This window comes from Bacteroides thetaiotaomicron VPI-5482, assembly GCF_000011065.1.
GTDB lineage: Bacteria > Bacteroidota > Bacteroidia > Bacteroidales > Bacteroidaceae > Bacteroides > Bacteroides thetaiotaomicron.
Genome location: NC_004663.1, coordinates 4,636,786 through 4,655,388, shown reverse-complemented (window position 1 = coordinate 4,655,388; position 18,603 = coordinate 4,636,786). Strand labels below are relative to the sequence as shown.

The window sequence follows — 18,603 nt, the reverse complement described above, 5'->3', positions numbered from 1 at the left end:
AATTATTCATCCTAATCTTTTGTATATGAGAAATATGATAACCGGTATTATTAGCATATTATGCTATTTACAATGTTTTGGAACTTTATCAGCCTCAGTGACTGCTAAAAATGAAAATGGAAACTTTGTATTAAAAAACAAGAATGTTGAATTAGTGTTTGCCAACGGAAAAGAATTCTTATTCAAGGAATTCCGCATGGATGGCATGAACATATTGCCTGTAGATGGAAGTACAACACATCCGTGGCAACTAATCTATCGGGGTCCCAACGGAGAGAACCCGACCTTAATGCCCCGATGGGGCGAATATAAAGGAGGCGAGATACAAAAAACTCAAGATGCCTCAACATTAATATTCACCTGGCAAATGGTTATAGATGCAGGACCGACGTGTCCGGTACGCATATTAGTCACATTAGGTAAAGATGCCGAACTACCGGAATGGCGCATTGAAGCAGAAATGCCGGAAGGATGGGTGATTACAGAATCTGAATTTCCCCGTATTGCTGTAAACAGACCGGAAGGAGCAAAAGGAATTCTTCCTGTCGGATTCGGGACCGAATACACAATCGGCAATGAAGGACAACTGCAATCACGTTATCCTTCGTGTACAGGCACAATGCAATTAGTGCTGATGCATCATAAAGGAGGCACAGTCTACTTTGCCGCACAAGACAAAGGGGGATCTGGCAAAGTATTCAGAATGAAAAGTGAAGGAAAAAGTCTTGTATTTATTCAGAATGTGACAACATCCTATGCCTGGACTCAAAACAAGAAGTTCTGCATTCCTTGGGAAACAGTGATGGGATTTACCCAAAAGGGATGGCAGGACGCTGCAGTACAATGGTATCGTCCATTTACTTTCGAAACACTGTGGGGTGCAAAAACTATTTCAGAACGTCCTATAGCAGAATGGATCAAAAACGCTGATATGTGGCTACGGCCGGGAGAAGTAAATGCTGAAACAATGGAAGCAGTACGTAAAGCGATGAAATACTATGGAAAAGGAGTCGGATTGCATTGGTATTATTGGCACAATCATCGTTTCGATACTAAATATCCGGAATACTTTCCCGAAAAAGCAGGATTCAAAGAAATGATTAAAGAAACACAGGAACTTGGAGGATTTATTACTCCATATATTAACGGTCGTCTATGGGATCCAGCAACAGACAGCTATAAAACGCTTAATGGTAAAGATGCCTCTTGTCGCAAAGCTGATGGTACATTATATACAGAAGTATATAGCTCAAAGGTATTAAATACTGTAACCTGCCCAGCTTCTTATATTTGGAGAGATGTGCTGAAAGGAGTCAACAAACAGATATTAACTGAACTAAAAACGAACGGTGTATATATGGATCAGATAGGTTGCGCCAACAGCGAACCCTGCTATGCAACCAACCACGGACATGCACCTGGCGGTGGTGATTGGTGGCCTTTTGCCTACCGCAGTTTACTCACCGAAATGCGCACAAATCTATACAAAGAGAACCAAGCCATGACAACAGAAGAAAATGCAGAGTGCTATATTGACCTGTTTGACATGATGTTAGTTGTCAATTCTCCGCACAACAGCTATACAAAAATGGTTCCGTTGTTCCCGCTCATTTATTCTGACCGTTGCATCTATAGCGGATACACCTACATCCCTTGGCGTATCACAGACGGTTCTTTGAATTTCATGAGTATGCGTAGTCTGTTATGGGGTTCTCAGTTAGGATGGGTAGAGCCCAGTCTGTTGATGCGCCCGGACGCTAAAAGGGAAGCTAAATTTCTGAAAAATCTGACAGATTTCCGCCGTCAACAACATGATTTATTCTTGGGAGGCCGTTTTATACAGGAAATAATTCCAACTGGTGATAACCCAACGCAAGAGATACCCAACTATGAAATAACTTCGGTAGTATTAGCGGCAGAATGGGCTAGTGTATCAGGCGAACACGTATACCTTATAGTAAATATGAGTGAACAAGAACACAAGGTTACACTGCCTAATAAAAAACAAATAACCGTCAAAGCACTTGATGCGATCAGAATCAGCAAATAAACAGTCTTTGTAATCAAACAATAAATAGTACAGTAAAATGAAACAGATTATATTTATAGCAATATTATTAACATGTGCCTTCGGAGCCTGCTCAAGTGACAATGACGGCGACGAACAGTCTGCAAGCGTACAAGCACCTTCAGACATAACCATAGAAAGAATGGGAAAAACCAAAGTATTACTACGTTGGAAAGACAATAGTAATAATGAAACCGGATTCAGCATCTTATTAAGAAAAGCAGATACCAGTGAAAATATAGAAATAGCCAAGGTATCCGCAAATGTCACAGAATATACAATCGAAAATGGTCTGGAAGAAGGAAACATATACTATTTCGGAGTAAGAGCATTCTCGGCTACGAATACTTCACGTGCCATTTACGAGCTCTATCGGTTGGTAGCCCTCGGTGACGAGCCAAGCATCGCAATCATAGGAAGTATCAAAGCAAACTCAACTTGTATCAGTTCCTCTTATCAAGTGACAAACATAGCTGGACAAACCAACGTAAAATATGGTTTATGCTGGAGTACCGAAAACACACCCACTATCAATGATCAAAAGCAAAACGGACCGGAAGTTGCTGAAGACGGAAAAGTATTTCAAGTGATTCCGAATACCTTACTCGACTATGGCAAATCCTATAAAGTACGTGCCTTCCTGACAACCTCTACCGGTACTTATTACAGTGCAGAGTCGACTGTTTCCTTGGAAACAGAGCCACAAGCGATCCAATTGACATGGAATAAACTGACCAAGTCTACATTACCGGCAGAAATCGAACTGTACGAAACCACCAGTAACTTAAATGGTAGTAATTTCCATGCATGGTACGCCATTGGTGATCTCTCTACCGGTAAGGTAGAAGTACGTGTCCACATACCATCTTCTCCCGCAACCATCGACACGCAATCTGCGTCATTCAATGGAGACTGTTATTTATTGGTCAATGGAGGATACTTCTATAATGGAAACCATACAGGAATAGCTGTTATCAATTCCATTAAATCGGGCTCTGTTTCAGCCGTTCGGGGGTCACTAAAAACTGGCGATACAGAATACAACAGTATGTATAATGTGACAAGAGGAACATTCGGCGTAGATGCTTCAGGCAAGCCGAATGTTGTTTGGACAGGAACGGATGCCTCCAGCAATGTTTTCTATTTCGACCGTCCTTTGCCATCTGTCAAAGGAGAAAATAAATATGGAATTGTCACTAATGAAAATCCGACTACCGCAATTAGCTGGAGTCCTAAATATGCTTTAAGTGCAGGTCCTGTATTACTGAAAGACAAAAAAATCCCATTCGATTTTACAGAGACATCAAAGGGCACAGATTACTATCTCAGTAACTATGAAATCATTCCGTATGACATTTTCGGAGCGAATGTAACCCCGGACCGTACAGCAATCGGTTATCGTGAAGATGGAAAAGTGGTCATATTCATATGTGACGGACGTATTACCGCCAGTGGTGGAGCTACTTTAACAGAACTGGCACAAATAATGAAAGGATTAGGCTGTGTAGGAGCTATTAATCTTGATGGCGGAGGTTCTACCGGAATGGTTGTAGGAGACGAACACTTGAATGACATGACCGGAGGAAACCGGGCAGTCGTTTCTACAATTGGATTCTTCAAGAAAAATTAGCCCAATCCGGATATTCATAAAAGCTATAGCAATATACATAGTAAGTTTCTTTTTATGTATATTGCATTGCTTTTATAAACAACCATTTATTATGAAAAGACATATCATCATTTTGCTCATTACATTCTTGTGCTTGCCGGAATATCTGGAAGCTCAATTAAAATATTATGATGCTGCCAAGTTTCCATTGTATGGTAAAGCCACAAAGAATACAGAAAATCGCTACGAACGATTGCCGGATTCATTAAAGCATGTCTCTCGTAAACCGGTATGGAATTTAAGCAGAAACTCCGCAGGATTAGCAATCAGATTTTGCTCCAATTCAACAACAATAGCCACCAAATGGGAGAATTTGAATAATAACCTGATGAATCATATGACACCTACCGGTACTAAAGGACTCGATCTATACACATGGGTAGACGGAGCATGGAGATTTGTGAATAGTGGGCGCCCCACCGGAAAAGTGAATCAAGCTACAATTATAGCAAATATGGAACCGGTCGAGCGAGAATATATGCTATATTTACCTCTTTATGATGGAGTAATTTCATTGTCCATCGGAATAGACGCAGAAGCATCTATATCAGTACCTCGAACGGCAATTCCAGTACGGACTAAACCAATCGTTTTTTATGGAACAAGCATTCTTCAAGGTGGCTGTGCCAATCGTCCTGGGATGGCACATACCAATATTATTTCCCGCCGTCTCAATCGAGAAATCGTCAATTTGGGATTCAGTGGAAATGCACTTTTAGACTACGAAATAGCCGAAGTAATGTCCTCAGTAGATGCAGGAGTGTATGTACTAGACTTCGTCCCTAATGCTTCCTCCGATCAGATATATGAGAAGATGGAAACCTTCTATCGCATACTTCGGGATAAGCATCCACGCACTCCGATTATATTTATTGAGGACCCCGTATTCACTCATGCTCTGTTCGACAAGAAAATAGCTATCGAAATAAACAAAAAGAATAAAGCCGTCAACAGTGTCTTCAAATCTCTAAAAACAAAAGGTGAAAAGAATATATACATAATTTCTTCCGAAAAGATGCTTGGAGAAGATGGAGAAGCAACAGTAGACGGTATTCATTTCACAGACTTAGGAATGATGAGATATGCAGACCTTGTTTGTCCGGTTATAAAGAAAGTATTAAAAAAATAATTTACTATGCAGTACATTAAGCAGATAATGTTATTGGTTATACTAACGATTAGTTGGAAATGCCAGGCAGAAGAAGTAAAAGAAATTTGGCTGGACGAGTTAGGCGAAAGTTCTTATTACATACAGGATTGGGGACTCCCCCGAATCAACAAAGCAGTCACTATGACGCCATTGACTGTGAAAGGCATCGTCTATGAACGCGGCATAGGAACTCATGCAATCAGCCGTATGCTCTTTGATATCGGAAAAAAAGCCAAGACGCTTTCCGGATTAGCAGGTGCAGATGACAATACCCCATTTGCTTGTAATCTTCAGTTCAAGATATTAGGAGATCGGAAAGAACTATGGAGAAGCGGAATTATGAGAAAAGGAGATCCTGCCAAACCTTTCAATATCGATTTATCAGGAATAGACAAAGTTTTATTATTGGTAGAGGAATGCGGAGATGGAATGATGTACGACCGCGCTGATTGGCTGAATGTCAAATTCACAACTCTCGGTGACGTACAGCCCATTCCTGTATGGCCCAAGCCCATTGCCAAAGAAAAATACATATTGACTCCACAAAGTCCGGACGCTCCACAAATCAATAACCCACTGACTTATGGCGCTCGTCCCGGCAATCCTTTTCTCATGCCAATTATGGTTAGCGGCAAACGACCTATGACCTATAAAGCCAAAGGACTTCCGAAAGGATTAAAGTTAAACCGGAAAACAGGACTCATCACCGGAAGCACGAATACAAATGGTAACTTTAAGGTCCGCCTACAAGCGACAAATGAGAAAGGAACAGATGAAAAGGAGATCACACTGAAAATAGGTAGCGAGATTATGCTTACTCCTCCTATGGGCTGGAATAGCTGGAACTGCTGGCGATTTGCAGCTGATGACCAAAAGGTACGTGATGCTGCCCGAATCATGCACGAAAAGCTTCAGGCCTACGGATGGACTTATGTGAACATAGATGACGGATGGGAAGCCGATGAACGTACACCCGAAGGTGAACTCCCGGCTAACGAAAAATTTCCGGACTTTAAGACACTTACTGACTACATTCACTCGTTAGGGCTGAAATTCGGAATCTACTCTTCACCAGGTTGGACGACCTGCGGCAGGCATATAGGCAGCTGTCAGCACGAATTGACAGATGCAAAAACTTGGGAAAAGTGGGGAGTAGACTATTTGAAATACGATTATTGCGGTTATGCTGCCATTGAGAAGAACTCGGAAGAGAAAACGATTCAAGAACCATTTATCGTCATGCGCAACGCTTTAGATCAGATAAAACGGGATATCGTATATTGTGTCGGATACGGAGCTCCCAATGTATGGAACTGGGGAGCGGAAGCCGGAGGTAATTTGTGGCGAACAACCCGTGATATCAACGACCAATGGAATATTGTAATGGCAATCGGATGTTTCCAGGATGTTTGCGCATACGTATCAGCACCTGGAAAATATAACGATCCGGATATGTTGGTAGTAGGCAAATTAGGACCGGGATGGGGTGCAAAATCCCACGATTCGGACTTAACCGCTGACGAACAATATGCACATATCTCCCTATGGTCCATCCTTTCCGCCCCATTATTGCTTGGTTGTGACATGACTGCCATAGACGATTTCACGTTAGGTCTTCTGACCAATCCGGAAGTGATTGCAGTCAATCAGGACCCACTGGTAGCCCCTGCTACTAAGCTCACAGTTCCCAACGGACAAATATGGTATAAAAAGTTATACGATGGTTCCTATGCACTCGGCTTCTTCCAGATGGATCCCTACTTCATTTTATGGGATCAGGATAAAGCAGTAAATATCCAGCAACAAAAATATAACTTTAACTTTGCCCTTAATCAGTTGGGCATCCAAGGTAAAGTCAAAATCAGAGACTTATGGAGACAAAAAAACTTAGGAATATTCAGTGGTAGTTATGAAACTTCCATCCCCTACCACGGTGTCTCCCTAATTAAAATAACACCTATAAAATAAAAGCAAATATGAAACGTATTCTATTTATTCTCTTTCTCTGTTGTATAGGTAGTGGTCTTGCTGCTTGCCAAGACGAAGACCACACGGTCCCTACCCTCCCATCCGGGAATGATCCGGAAATAAACGATCCAGTCGTAGAATTCTATGATTGGGAAAAGAACCGCACCGAGTTACTGACATCTACAGATATGGTGTTACTTTATGGCGGAGGACATCATCGCACTCCCTATACATGGGATAAAGAACGTGTAAGTTCTTATATCAGATATGTAGATACCGACAATCAATCCCACTGGCTATTCGACAGCTTCCTCTTTTTGGAAATTATGGACACAGGTACAGGAGGCGCTAATAAAATGTTCGCCAAAGGGTACAATCTGGAATCAGCCAATCAAGCAGACTGGACGAAACTTATAGACTATTACTTCCAATCTGAAACAGGAATCGGAGCATTAGATGCATCAGTCAAAGAGGCCTCTGCCATTTTGGGAACCCCACGGCAGAAACGTCAGATTGTGATCAGTATACCAGAGCCCATTGTCTACCAACACCCGGAACAAGCATCCTCATCAACCAAGTATTGGGGGAAAATTGATAACCAGACGCTTGACTTTTCCAACTCTGCCGACCGAATTAAAGCCTGCAAATGGTATATCGATCAGGTACGTGCCAAGTTCAATGAAAAGAACTATCAACATGTAGAATTAGCGGGATTTTATTGGCTTGCCGAGAAAGCGACCGACACCCGTGACATTTTAAATGCGGTTGCCATCTACCTGAATAAACTAAAATATAGTTTCAACTGGATCCCCTATTATGGAGCAGATGGATATAATCAGTGGAAATCACTAGGATTTAATTATGCTTATTTCCAGCCTAATTATTTCTTCAACGAATCCGTCCCCGATTCTCGTCTGGAAGATGCCTGCCAGAAAGCACTCACGTATGATATGCACATGGAACTGGAATTTGATGACAATGCTCTGAATAGCAGAGGAAAGGCTTATCGTTTGAAAAACTATATGAGTGCATTCAAGAAACATGGCATATGGGAGAAAAAACGCCTTGCCTATTATCAGGGAAGTGCATCCCTACTTACACTAAAAAAATCAGGGAACGCAGCCGATACCCAACTCTATCATGAGTTCTGCAATTTTGTCATCAGCCGCCCCATCCGGAGTTCACATTAGTATAAACAGTTTAATCATCGCCATTCTATGAATCATAAATACCTATACTTACTCCTGCTATTTTTGATAGTCAGTTGCCAACGCAATGTAGAAACAGGCCCTCCTGTATTAAAAGAAATGTGCCAAAGATTATTTCCCCGGCATGCCCAGTCGTTTCTATTCGAGTTACTGACAGATTCTATTGATACAGACCGTTTTATACTGGAATCGAGTCAAGGGAAAATACGGATAAAAGGAAACAATCGTAACTCATTGGCTGCCGGTTTGAATCATTATCTGAAAAACTACTGTCATACCCATGTTTCCTGGTATGCCTCAGAGACAGTGGAAATGCCTGATGTACTACCGGAGATACCTCAGCCAGTATATATCCGTTCCAAATGTGACAATCGTTTTTTTCTCAACTATTGTACATTCGGTTATACTATGCCCTATTGGAAATGGCAGGACTGGGAACGACTGATAGACTGGATGGCATTAAACGGAGTCACCATGCCTCTTGCTATTACCGGACAAGAATCCATTTGGTACAAAGTATGGACAGACATGGGTTTGAGCGACGAACAGGTTCGCTCATACTTTACAGGGCCAGCCCATCTTCCCTGGCATCGGATGTCCAATGTCGATTTCTGGCAAAGTCCACTACCTCAATCCTGGCTAAAGGATCAGGAGGAATTACAAAAACGTATTCTCGAAAGAGAACGTGAGTTTGATATGACTCCTGTATTACCAGCATTTGCCGGTCATGTACCAGCCGAATTAAAAACAATTTATCCGAATGCAAAAATCTATCAGATGAGTCAGTGGGGTGGCTTCGATGAAAAATACCGCAGTCATTTTATTGATCCGATGGACTCATTATACTCAATCATTCAGCGCCGTTTTCTGGAGGAACAAACCAAAGTATATGGTACTGACCATATTTATGGAATCGATCCTTTCAATGAAGTCGACTCTCCTGACTGGAGCGAGGATTTTTTAGCCAATGTTTCAAGCAAGATTTACGAGTCGATTCATCAGGTAGACTCAGCAGCCCAATGGTTACAAATGACCTGGATGTTCTTCTATGACAAAAAGAAATGGACTCAACCCCGTATCCGTTCCTTTCTAAAAGCAGTACCGGATAACAAACTGATATTACTCGATTACTATTGCGATCATACAGAAATCTGGCGAAATACTGAAAAATATTACGGGAATCCCTATATTTGGTGTTATCTGGGTAATTTTGGCGGCAATACGATGATAGCAGGCAATCTGAATGATATTGATTTCAAGATTAAACGACTCTTCAAGGAGGGAGGAGACAATGTCTATGGCTTGGGAGCAACTCTTGAAGGCTTTGATGTAAACCCTCTTATGTACGAATTTGTTTTTGACCAGGCATGGGATTATCCTGTCACTACCGACCAATGGATAACCAACTGGTCCATGTGCAGAGGAGGAAATCAGGATGCCAATATCATCAAAGCGTGGAGAGCCTTGCATCAGAAAATTTATACCGAACATGCCACATGCGGCCAATCGGTATTAATGAACGCACGCCCCAGACTAACGGGAACTAAAAGTTGGAATACAAACCCCGGCATACATTACGCAAATAACGACTTATGGCAAATATGGAAAGAGCTACTAAAAGCCCGGAACATCAACAATAGTGATTTTCGCTTTGACGTAATCAATATCGGAAGACAAGTACTAGGAAACTTGTTCTCCGAATATAGAGATCAGTTTACCGCTTGCTATAACCGGAAAGATACAACAGGCATGAGAGAATGGAGTACCCGTATGGACAACCTCTTGCTTGACGTAGACCGCCTCCTTTCCTGTGACGCGACTCTATCCATCGGGAAATGGTTACAAGACGCCAGAAACTGTGGTGCAACCGTGTCGGAAAAGGATTACTATGAAGAAAATGCACGCTGTATCCTGACCGTATGGGGGCAACAGGACACCCAACTGAATGACTATGCCAATCGAGGCTGGGGCGGACTTACCCGAAGCTTCTACCGGGAACGTTGGAAACGTTTCACAGACGGAGTCATCGCTGCTGTTTCGGAAGATAAACCTTTTGACGAAGACAAATTCCACCAGGACATTACGCAATTTGAATACAACTGGACATTACAGAAAGACTCTTTCCCTATTGTTTCAGAGGAAGACCCGATTCAAATAGCAGACAGTCTTATCTTAAAATACGATACGTACTTTACCAAAGCACAATAATGAAGGCGGACATTCGACAAACAGGCGCTTCAAAAGATACGTTTTTTGAATGTAGCTTTTCGTTTTTCACAGAGAAGAAAGAAATCGAATGTACTACCTTTGTTTTATCAATTATATAAATACATACTATAAAAGACCAATTTATGGGAAACAATCAACCTTCGGCAAGAAAAAAAACTTATTATATATCTCTGGCTATTCTAGCCGGTATGTTCTTCATATTCGGATTCGTATCATGGGTCAATTCCATACTGATTCCATACTTCCGTATTTCTTGCGAGCTTACCCATTTTGAATCCTATTTTGTAGCCTTTGCTTTCTATATAGCATACTTTGTCATGGCCATTCCTTCGGGCATTCTATTGAAGAAAGTAGGATTTAAAAAAGGAATCATGTATGGCTTTATGCTGACTGCTTTGGGAGCCTTTATCTTTGTCCCGGCAGCTCTGGCACGGCAATTTGAAATATTCCTCATCGGCTTGTTTTCTATTGGCACCGGCCTGGCTATTTTGCAGACAGCCGCCAATCCTTATGTCACCATTATCGGCCCGATAGATAGTGCAGCACGACGTATCAGCATCATGGGAATCTGCAATAAAGTGGCAGGAATTATCTCCCCGCTCATATTCGCTGCCCTTATTCTGAAAGCAAACGACAGTGAACTCTTTGCATTAATTGAATCCGGTGCACTGGACGAAGCAACAAAGAACGCCATGCTCAATGAATTGATACAACGTGTCATTATCCCATACATTATTCTGGGCATCATCTTACTGCTGACAGGTATCGGTATCCGCTACTCCGTATTACCGGAAATAAATACTGACGAGCAGAATGCCACTGATGAACAGGACAATAAACATACTGACAAAAAAAGCATTCTCGACTTTCCATACCTCATATTAGGTGCATTGGCCATTTTCTTTCATGTAGGTACACAGGTTATAGCCATTGACACTATAATCAATTACGCCAACTCTATGGGGATGGATTTACTGGAAGCAAAAGTATTCCCTTCTTACACACTGGGATGCACAATGATAGGATATATACTTGGTATCATCCTTATCCCTAAATACATTTCCCAGAAAAATGCACTGATAGGGTGTACATTACTAGGTTTGGCTCTCTCATTCGGAGTGGTATGGGCAGACTTCGATATGACATTATTCGGTCATCAAGCCAATGCTTCCATCTTCTTTCTGAATGCTTTAGGTTTTCCCAACGCTCTGATCTATGCAGGAATATGGCCTCTTTCCATTCATGGGTTAGGCAAATTCACCAAAACCGGTTCCTCTCTGCTGATTATGGGATTATGCGGCAATGCCATCTTACCTTTGGTATATGGTCACTTTGCCGACCAGTACAGTTTGCGTATCGGTTACTGGGTACTTATTCCTTGCTTTATCTATCTGGTATTCTTTGCCATCAAAGGGCATAAAATCAACTCCTGGAGATAAAACTGAACGTAAGACATTAAAAATTAAAAAAATGGAAAGACTGATTATTATCAATGGGGAACTAATACTCCCTACCGGCATCGAAACCAATAAAATAATGGTTTGCCGGAATGGTAAGATAGAACAGATTGTATCATCCGAAGCATATATTCCTCAAGCTGACGACCGGATCATAGATGCCAACCAACAATATGTCTCCCCAGGATTTATCGATATACATGTTCACGGTGGCGGAGGTCATGACTTTATGGATGGAACCGTAGAGGCCTTTCTGGGAGTAGCCGAAACTCATGCCAGATATGGAACAACAGCCATGGTACCTACAACACTGACCAGCACAAACGAAGAGCTAATGACGACCTTTGCCGTTTATCAAAAAGCCAAAAGTCTTAATAAAAAAGGTGCCCAATTTATCGGGCTGCATCTGGAAGGGCCCTACTTCTCGCCTAAGCAGTGTGGAGCCCAAGACCCCAATCATTTGAAAACGCCTCATCCGGACGAATATAACACAATACTGGAAGCTTCACAAGATATTGTACGATGGAGTATTGCTCCGGAACTGGCAGGAGCAATTGAACTGGGGGAAAAGCTCAATAGCTGTCACATTCTCCCATCCATCGCACATACCGATGCCATTTATGAAGAAGTGGTAAAAGCATACGAAGCAGGGTATACTCATATCACTCATTTATATTCAGCGATGTCAACCATCACCCGTAGAAATGCCTATCGCTATGCAGGTGTGGTAGAGGCAGCTTATCTGATTGATGGTATGACAGTAGAAATCATTGCGGACGGCATTCATCTGCCCAAACCTTTACTACAATTCGTATATAAGTTCAAGGGGGCCGATAAAACAGCACTTTGCACAGATGCCATGCGAGGTGCGGGAATGCCGGACGGTGAATCCATATTAGGCAGCCTGACCAACGGTCAGAAAGTTATTATTGAAGACGGAGTAGCCAAACTTCCCGATCGTTCGGCATTTGCCGGAAGCGTAGCTACCGCCGATCGTTTGGTAAGAACCATGATAAATATAGCCGGCATACCCCTAATCGATGCTATCCGAATGATAACCCTTACCCCCGCCCGCATTCTGCATGTGGATTCCCAAAAGGGTTCTTTGGAGGAAGGTAAAGATGCCGACATCGTCACCTTCGACAATCAAATTAACGTAACAACAACTATATCAAAAGGCCATGTTATCTACAATCAATGAAACATACCTGTTTCAACAAGATCTATTAACAGTCAAAATGTTCCCTTCTATCCAACAGATGGGGAAATGTGCTGCGACAGAAGTTACTAACAAAATATGCGAACTTCTCAAAGAGAAAGCTGAAATCAATATGATTTTTGCCGCAGCTCCTTCACAAAATGAATTCTTAAGTCATCTTATTCACAGTAAACAGATTGACTGGAGCAGAATCAACGCTTTCCACATGGATGAATACATCGGCATTCATCCGGAAGCCCCACAAAGTTTCGGAAATTTTCTCCGTCAGCGCATCTTCGACAAAGTCCCGTTCAAGACTGTAAACTATCTGAACGGACAAGCAGAAAACCTTGAAGAAGAATGCAAACGTTATTCCGAATTGCTGCTTCGTCATCCTGTCGATATTGTCTGTCTGGGAATTGGAGAAAACGGTCATATTGCATTCAATGATCCGGATGTAGCCAATTTCAACGACTCCCATTTAGTTAAAGTAGTAGAACTCGACCCGATATGTCGCCAGCAACAAGTGAATGAAAAATGCTTTGAAGCATTCGACCTTGTTCCTGCTAAAGCACTGACTCTTACCATTCCAGCCTTATTAAAAGCGGACTGGATGTTCTGCATTGTGCCTTTTAAAAATAAAGCCAATGCAGTATACAACACTCTTTATGGAGAAATTTCCGAAAAATGTCCGGCCAGTATATTACGCAAAAAAGAAAATTCTTGTTTATATTTGGATCCTGAAAGTGCAGAACGAATAAACTTATAAATACATATGAAAAATATCTTATTTATCCTCCTTACTTTCTTGTCTGTCAGCTTCAGACTATATGCGCAGGATGTAATTAAAATAGGAATTATCGGGCTCGATACTTCCCATTCTACAGCTTTCACCGAGCTACTGAACGGAGACTCTGACGATAAGTTTGTCAAAGAGTTCGAAGTCGTAGCAGCTTACCCTTATGGTTCAAAGACTATCCAGTCCAGTTACGAACGAATTCCCGGATATATAGAAGAGGTCAAGAAACACGGTGTGGAGATTACATCTTCCATAGCGGAATTGCTTGACAAGGTAGATTGCGTCATGCTTGAAACAAACGACGGTAGAATCCACCTCGAACAAGCAATGGAAGTATTCAAATCCGGAAAAATATGCTATATCGACAAGCCTATTGGAGCGACATTGGGACAAGCTATTGCCATTTACGAAATGGCGGAGAAATACAATGTGCCTATCTTTTCTTCTTCTGCACTCAGATATTCTCCACAGAATCAAAAGCTGAGAAACGGAGAGTTCGGCAAAATTCTGGGAGCTGACTGTTATTCTCCTCACAAGGTAGAACCGACTCACCCCGATTTCGGTTTTTATGGCATTCACGGAGTAGAAACGCTTTATACTCTTATGGGAACCGGTTGCGAGTCAGTCAACCGTATGTCTTCCCAAGATGCTGATGTAGTGGTAGGCCGTTGGAAAGACGGGCGGATAGGTACTTTCAGGGGAATCAAAGAAGGTCCGGCCATTTATGGCGGTACAGCTTATACCCCCAAAGGTGCAATAGCAGCAGGAGGATATGAAGGTTACAAAGTTTTGCTCGATCAAATACTCACTTTTTTCAAGACCGGAGTAGCTCCGATTTCGAAAGAAGAAACAATTGAGATATTCACTTTTATGAAAGCTTCCAATATGAGCAAAGAACAGAATGGCAAAATCGTTACCATGGAGGAGGCATACCGAAAAGGGCTGAAAGATGCACAGAAGCTAATTAAAACCTACAAATAAAAATAGCACATGAGGTACACATACAGACACATCGGGATCCTGACCATCTCATTAATAGTTGCTTCCTGCTCTTTTTCCCAAAAGCAGGCAGACAACAATCATGACAAAGATATGAATCCGAACGTAAAAATAGTGGTCCTCGACCCAGGACATTTTCATGCCAGTCTGTTGCAAAAGAATCCGCTGGCCTCAGTGAACGACACAATTCGGGTATATGCTCCCGAAGGAGCGGAAGTCAAACAATATCTGAACGACATAAATAGCTATAATCAACGGGCGGAGAATCCCACATCCTGGAAAGAAGAAATATATATTGGGGGCGATTATCTTTCCAGGATGCTTTCCGACCGTCAAGGGGACGTAGTTGTGCTTGCCGGAAACAACCAGAAAAAAACAAACTATATTCTGGAAGCTATCAAAGCAGGATACAATGTGCTTTCCGACAAGCCTTTGGCCATTAACAAGAAGGATTTCGACTTACTGATTCAAGCATATCAATTGGCAAAGGAAAGGAAATTACTCCTTTACGACTTGATGACTGAACGATATGACATCCTGAATATCATCGAAAAAGCATTACTGAACAATCCGGATCTTTTTGGTGAATTGCAAAAAGGGTCTTTGAATGATCCGTCAGTTTCTATGGAAAGTGTTCATCATTTCTTTAAGAATGTATCAGGCAAGCCACTGATTCGTCCGGTATGGTATTATGACACAGAGCAACAAGGAGAAGGTATTGCAGATGTAACCACTCATCTTATCGATCTGGTCAACTGGCAATGTTTCCCCAACGAAACCATCCGTTATCAGTCGGATGTAGAAGTATTGAAAGCCAGACATTGGCCTACCCGCATTACATTACCTGAATTTTCGCAATCGACGCAGGCTGACACCTTCCCCGCCTTCTTGAACAAATATATCAATAATAATGTGCTGGAAGTTTTAGCGAATGGTAGCCTAAATTACACAGTAAAGGGGATTCATATAGGTATGAAGGTTATCTGGAATTACACTCCTCCAAGTGATGGTGGCGACACTTTTACCTCCCTTAAGAAAGGAAGTAAGGCTACATTGAAAACAATTCAGGACAAAGAAAGTGGTTTTGTGAAACAACTCTACATCCAAAGAGCTGCAGACTCTGATCACTCTGAATTTGAGAGCCAGTTGCAAAAGGCAATCAAACAACTGCAAGCGACCTATCCGTTCCTATCCGTCAAAAAAATGAATGAAGGACTTTATCTGATTGATATTCCACAGGCGGACAGACTGGGACATGAAGCTCACTTCAGTAAAGTAGCAGAAGCATTCCTTGGCTATTTGCATGATAAAAATATGCCGGAATGGGAAAACGAGAATACAATATCTAAATATTATATCACCACTACAGCTGTAGAGCTGGCAAAGAAAGAGAAATAAGAAAGACCGCAGACACGTGTTAAGAAGTGAAATAAAATATTATGCAGATGAATCCATGTTTCATGGATTCATTCCTCATGTTATGGGGACACGTCTTGATATCCTGATGATTCACTCCAACCTTCCCCTCCTAAACATGCTTTGGGCACATATTACCGACGAGTTAGAAAGGTTGGATAAGATGTTGAATCGATTTGATGCCACAAGTGAAGTATCAAAGCTAAACAGCCATACACAACAAGATTCAGTTTCTGTCAGTGCGGAATTGGAAGATATCCTACGGTCATGCCAATATTATTATGAAAAGACTCTTCATCTTTTCGACATCACATTAAACGATTTCTCACAAATACAAATTCACGGCAATCACCATATCTCTTTTAGCAACTTTTCCGTAACACTTGATTTTGGAGGTTTCGCGAAGGGATACGCCTTAAAAAAGATTCAAGAAATCCTCTTGCGGGGAAATATAGAGAATGCTTTCGTCGATTTTGGCAACAGTTCGATTATGGGAATAGGACACCATCCTTATGGAGACTGCTGGAAAGTCAGTTTGCAGAATCCTTACACTCAACAAACTCTTGACGAATTTTGCCTTACTGACAATACGTTGTCCACTTCCGGGAATACGGAACAGTACACCGGACATATTATAAATCCGCTTACAGGAATCTACAACGAACAAAAAAAAGTTACGAGTATCTTATCAGACAATCCGCTGGATGCAGAAATACTCAGTACAGTCTGGATGATTGCCGACGACCAACAACGGGAACAGATCAACGAGAACTTCAAACATATAAAAGGAACTATATATACTCTATAAAATGAGAAACAAAATAGAAAAAGGAGTCGATTTGAATCTCAGACAATTCATCAAAAGTCTGGGATATATCGCAGGAGGAACTGCACTGCTGGCAAGCACACCCTGGCTGTCTTCCTGCACACCCGAAAAGCTTAAAGAAATCCGCAACGAGAAAGCCCGGATCGCTTTAATTGGTACAGGTTCCAGGGGACAGTATCATATCCACAATCTAAAGGAGATTCCCCATGCCCGGATTGTTGCCGTTTGTGACAATTATGCTCCTAACCTCCAACAAGCAGTAGAGTTATGTCCGGGTGCCAAAGCATACACTGACTACCGGAAGCTTTTGGAATCGGCAGATATTGACGGCGTAATCATCTCTACTCCGTTGAATTGGCATGCCCCCATCGTACTGGATGCCCTGGCAGCCGGCAAACACGTATTCTGTGAAAAAGCCATGGCACGGACTTTAGACGAATGCAAAGCTATATATGATGCTTATCAAACGACCAACCAGGTTCTCTACTTCTGTATGCAGCGTATGTATGACGAGAAGTATATCAAAGGAATGCAAATGATTCATTCCGGACTCATCGGAGATGTGGTAGGAATGCGCTGCCATTGGTTCAGAAATGCAGACTGGCGCCGTCCCGTCCCCTCACCGGAACTGGAACATCAAATCAACTGGCGATTGTACAAAGAAAGCTCAGGCGGATTAATGACCGAACTGGCCTGTCACCAACTGGAAGTATGCAACTGGGCAGCTAAAAGAATGCCGGTAAGCATCATCGGTATGGGTGACATTGTCTACTGGAAAGACGGTCGCGAAGTATACGATAGCGTAAATGTGACTTACCGATACTCCGACGGAACCAAGATTGCCTACGAATCGTTGATTTCCAATAAATTCAACGGTATGGAAGACCAGATCCTCGGGCACAAAGGTACTATGGAAATGGCAAAAGGTATCTATTATCTGGAAGAGGACCATTCAACATCGGGCATCCGGCAACTTATCGGACAGGTTAAGGATAAAGTATTCGCTGCTATCCCGACAGCCGGACCCAGTTGGAGACCGGAAACAAAAATGGAATACACGCCACATTTTGTTATTGAAGGAGACATTAACGTCAACAACGGGCTGAGCATGATCGGAGCCGACAAAGATGGTTCCGATATCATTCTCTCTTCTTTCTGCCAATCATGTATCACTGGAGAAAAAGCACAAAATGTGGTAGAAGAAGCCTATTGCTCCACCGTACTTTGCCTGCTTGGCAATCAAGCAATGGAGGAAGAGCGCCATATCCTTTTCCCCGACGAATATAAAATACCATATATGAAATTTTAAATTATGAAAGATATCATCATCACCTCCCAAAAAATTAAAAGGGAAAGAAACATTTATCTGATATGCTTTCTTCTCTCTTTTGCAATCAATATTATTGCAATCCTTGTCTATACACGTCCGTGGATTGAAATATTCACTCAACTGGGGTATGTGCTCGTTATCAGTTTTTTCATCTATTTCATACTATGGATTCCGCGTATACTCGTTATCGGGTTACGTCATCTCCTTCGAAAAAAGAAGTAACAGCTTTACGTTTTTTGAAGATTGATTGACGGAAAAGAAGTCTGATATCAGTTAATAACGGCTT

14 protein-coding genes are annotated in these 18,603 nt (G+C 41.9%); all 14 read left to right on the top strand.

Annotated elements, in window-relative coordinates; translation table 11 throughout:
- The first annotated feature begins 25 nt into the window (after positions 1-25).
- The 14 genes from BT_RS18140 (at position 26) to BT_RS24930 (ending at position 18,539) form a co-directional block, all read left to right on the top strand.
- Positions 26-2,050 (top strand): DUF6259 domain-containing protein, encoded by a 2,025-nt coding sequence (locus tag BT_RS18140; protein ID WP_225011872.1) that lies wholly within the window; start codon positions 26-28, stop codon positions 2,048-2,050.
- Between the two features lie 37 nt (positions 2,051-2,087).
- Positions 2,088-3,698, top strand: a complete 1,611-nt coding sequence (locus BT_RS18135; protein WP_008767103.1) for a phosphodiester glycosidase family protein — start codon at positions 2,088-2,090, stop codon at positions 3,696-3,698.
- A 91-nt stretch (positions 3,699-3,789) separates the two neighbouring features.
- Positions 3,790-4,866 (top strand): SGNH/GDSL hydrolase family protein, encoded by a 1,077-nt coding sequence (locus BT_RS18130; RefSeq protein ID WP_008767104.1) that lies wholly within the window; start codon positions 3,790-3,792, stop codon positions 4,864-4,866.
- 27 nt (positions 4,867-4,893) lie between these two features.
- The gene (locus BT_RS18125) at positions 4,894-6,855 is read left to right on the top strand and encodes an NPCBM/NEW2 domain-containing protein (protein ID WP_370448180.1); all 1,962 of its coding nucleotides are present in this window, start codon (positions 4,894-4,896) and stop codon (positions 6,853-6,855) included.
- Positions 6,856-6,863: 8 nt separating this feature from the next.
- Entirely contained in the window at positions 6,864-8,045 is a 1,182-nt protein-coding gene (locus BT_RS18120) for a DUF4855 domain-containing protein (RefSeq protein WP_008767106.1), read from the top strand.
- A 27-nt stretch (positions 8,046-8,072) separates the two neighbouring features.
- Entirely contained in the window at positions 8,073-10,271 is a 2,199-nt protein-coding gene (locus BT_RS18115; RefSeq protein ID WP_011108899.1) for an alpha-N-acetylglucosaminidase, read from the top strand.
- A 143-nt stretch (positions 10,272-10,414) separates the two neighbouring features.
- The gene (locus BT_RS18110) at positions 10,415-11,731 is read left to right on the top strand and encodes a sugar MFS transporter (protein WP_008762539.1); all 1,317 of its coding nucleotides are present in this window, start codon (positions 10,415-10,417) and stop codon (positions 11,729-11,731) included.
- A gap of 31 nt (positions 11,732-11,762) precedes the next feature.
- Positions 11,763-12,950: an N-acetylglucosamine-6-phosphate deacetylase gene (gene nagA, locus BT_RS18105; protein ID WP_011108898.1), complete on the top strand. Its 1,188-nt coding sequence runs from the start codon at positions 11,763-11,765 to the stop codon at positions 12,948-12,950.
- Positions 12,931-13,716 (top strand): glucosamine-6-phosphate deaminase, encoded by a 786-nt coding sequence (locus BT_RS18100; protein WP_008762537.1) that lies wholly within the window; start codon positions 12,931-12,933, stop codon positions 13,714-13,716. The genes nagA and BT_RS18100 overlap by 20 nt, the downstream gene beginning before the upstream one ends.
- 6 nt (positions 13,717-13,722) lie before the next feature.
- Positions 13,723-14,727: a Gfo/Idh/MocA family protein gene (locus tag BT_RS18095; protein WP_011108897.1), complete on the top strand. Its 1,005-nt coding sequence runs from the start codon at positions 13,723-13,725 to the stop codon at positions 14,725-14,727.
- 9 nt (positions 14,728-14,736) lie between these two features.
- On the top strand, positions 14,737-16,143 hold the full coding sequence (locus tag BT_RS18090) for a putative oxidoreductase C-terminal domain-containing protein (protein WP_011108896.1): 1,407 nt from the start codon (positions 14,737-14,739) through the stop codon (positions 16,141-16,143).
- Between the two features lie 55 nt (positions 16,144-16,198).
- Positions 16,199-16,969 (top strand): FAD:protein FMN transferase, encoded by a 771-nt coding sequence (locus tag BT_RS18085; protein WP_008767111.1) that lies wholly within the window; start codon positions 16,199-16,201, stop codon positions 16,967-16,969.
- 1 nt (position 16,970) lies between these two features.
- Complete coding sequence (locus tag BT_RS18080) at positions 16,971-18,296, top strand: Gfo/Idh/MocA family protein (RefSeq protein ID WP_008767112.1); 1,326 nt, start codon at positions 16,971-16,973, stop codon at positions 18,294-18,296.
- Between the two features lie 3 nt (positions 18,297-18,299).
- Positions 18,300-18,539 (top strand): hypothetical protein, encoded by a 240-nt coding sequence (locus BT_RS24930; protein ID WP_011108895.1) that lies wholly within the window; start codon positions 18,300-18,302, stop codon positions 18,537-18,539.
- The last annotated feature ends 64 nt before the right edge of the window (positions 18,540-18,603 follow it).

What these genes read in the sequence shown, in the direction of transcription:
- BT_RS18140 (WP_225011872.1), top strand. Translation starts at nt 26, where the DNA reads ATGAGAAATATGATAACCGGTATTATTAGCATATTATGCTATTTACAA.
- BT_RS18135 (WP_008767103.1), top strand. Translation starts at nt 2,088, where the DNA reads ATGAAACAGATTATATTTATAGCAATATTATTAACATGTGCCTTCGGA.
- BT_RS18130 (WP_008767104.1), top strand. Translation starts at nt 3,790, where the DNA reads ATGAAAAGACATATCATCATTTTGCTCATTACATTCTTGTGCTTGCCG.
- BT_RS18125 (WP_370448180.1), top strand. Translation starts at nt 4,894, where the DNA reads ATGTTATTGGTTATACTAACGATTAGTTGGAAATGCCAGGCAGAAGAA.
- BT_RS18120 (WP_008767106.1), top strand. Translation starts at nt 6,864, where the DNA reads ATGAAACGTATTCTATTTATTCTCTTTCTCTGTTGTATAGGTAGTGGT.
- BT_RS18115 (WP_011108899.1), top strand. Translation starts at nt 8,073, where the DNA reads ATGAATCATAAATACCTATACTTACTCCTGCTATTTTTGATAGTCAGT.
- BT_RS18110 (WP_008762539.1), top strand. Translation starts at nt 10,415, where the DNA reads ATGGGAAACAATCAACCTTCGGCAAGAAAAAAAACTTATTATATATCT.
- nagA (WP_011108898.1), top strand. Translation starts at nt 11,763, where the DNA reads ATGGAAAGACTGATTATTATCAATGGGGAACTAATACTCCCTACCGGC.
- BT_RS18100 (WP_008762537.1), top strand. Translation starts at nt 12,931, where the DNA reads ATGTTATCTACAATCAATGAAACATACCTGTTTCAACAAGATCTATTA.
- BT_RS18095 (WP_011108897.1), top strand. Translation starts at nt 13,723, where the DNA reads ATGAAAAATATCTTATTTATCCTCCTTACTTTCTTGTCTGTCAGCTTC.
- BT_RS18090 (WP_011108896.1), top strand. Translation starts at nt 14,737, where the DNA reads ATGAGGTACACATACAGACACATCGGGATCCTGACCATCTCATTAATA.
- BT_RS18085 (WP_008767111.1), top strand. Translation starts at nt 16,199, where the DNA reads ATGTTTCATGGATTCATTCCTCATGTTATGGGGACACGTCTTGATATC.
- BT_RS18080 (WP_008767112.1), top strand. Translation starts at nt 16,971, where the DNA reads ATGAGAAACAAAATAGAAAAAGGAGTCGATTTGAATCTCAGACAATTC.
- BT_RS24930 (WP_011108895.1), top strand. Translation starts at nt 18,300, where the DNA reads ATGAAAGATATCATCATCACCTCCCAAAAAATTAAAAGGGAAAGAAAC.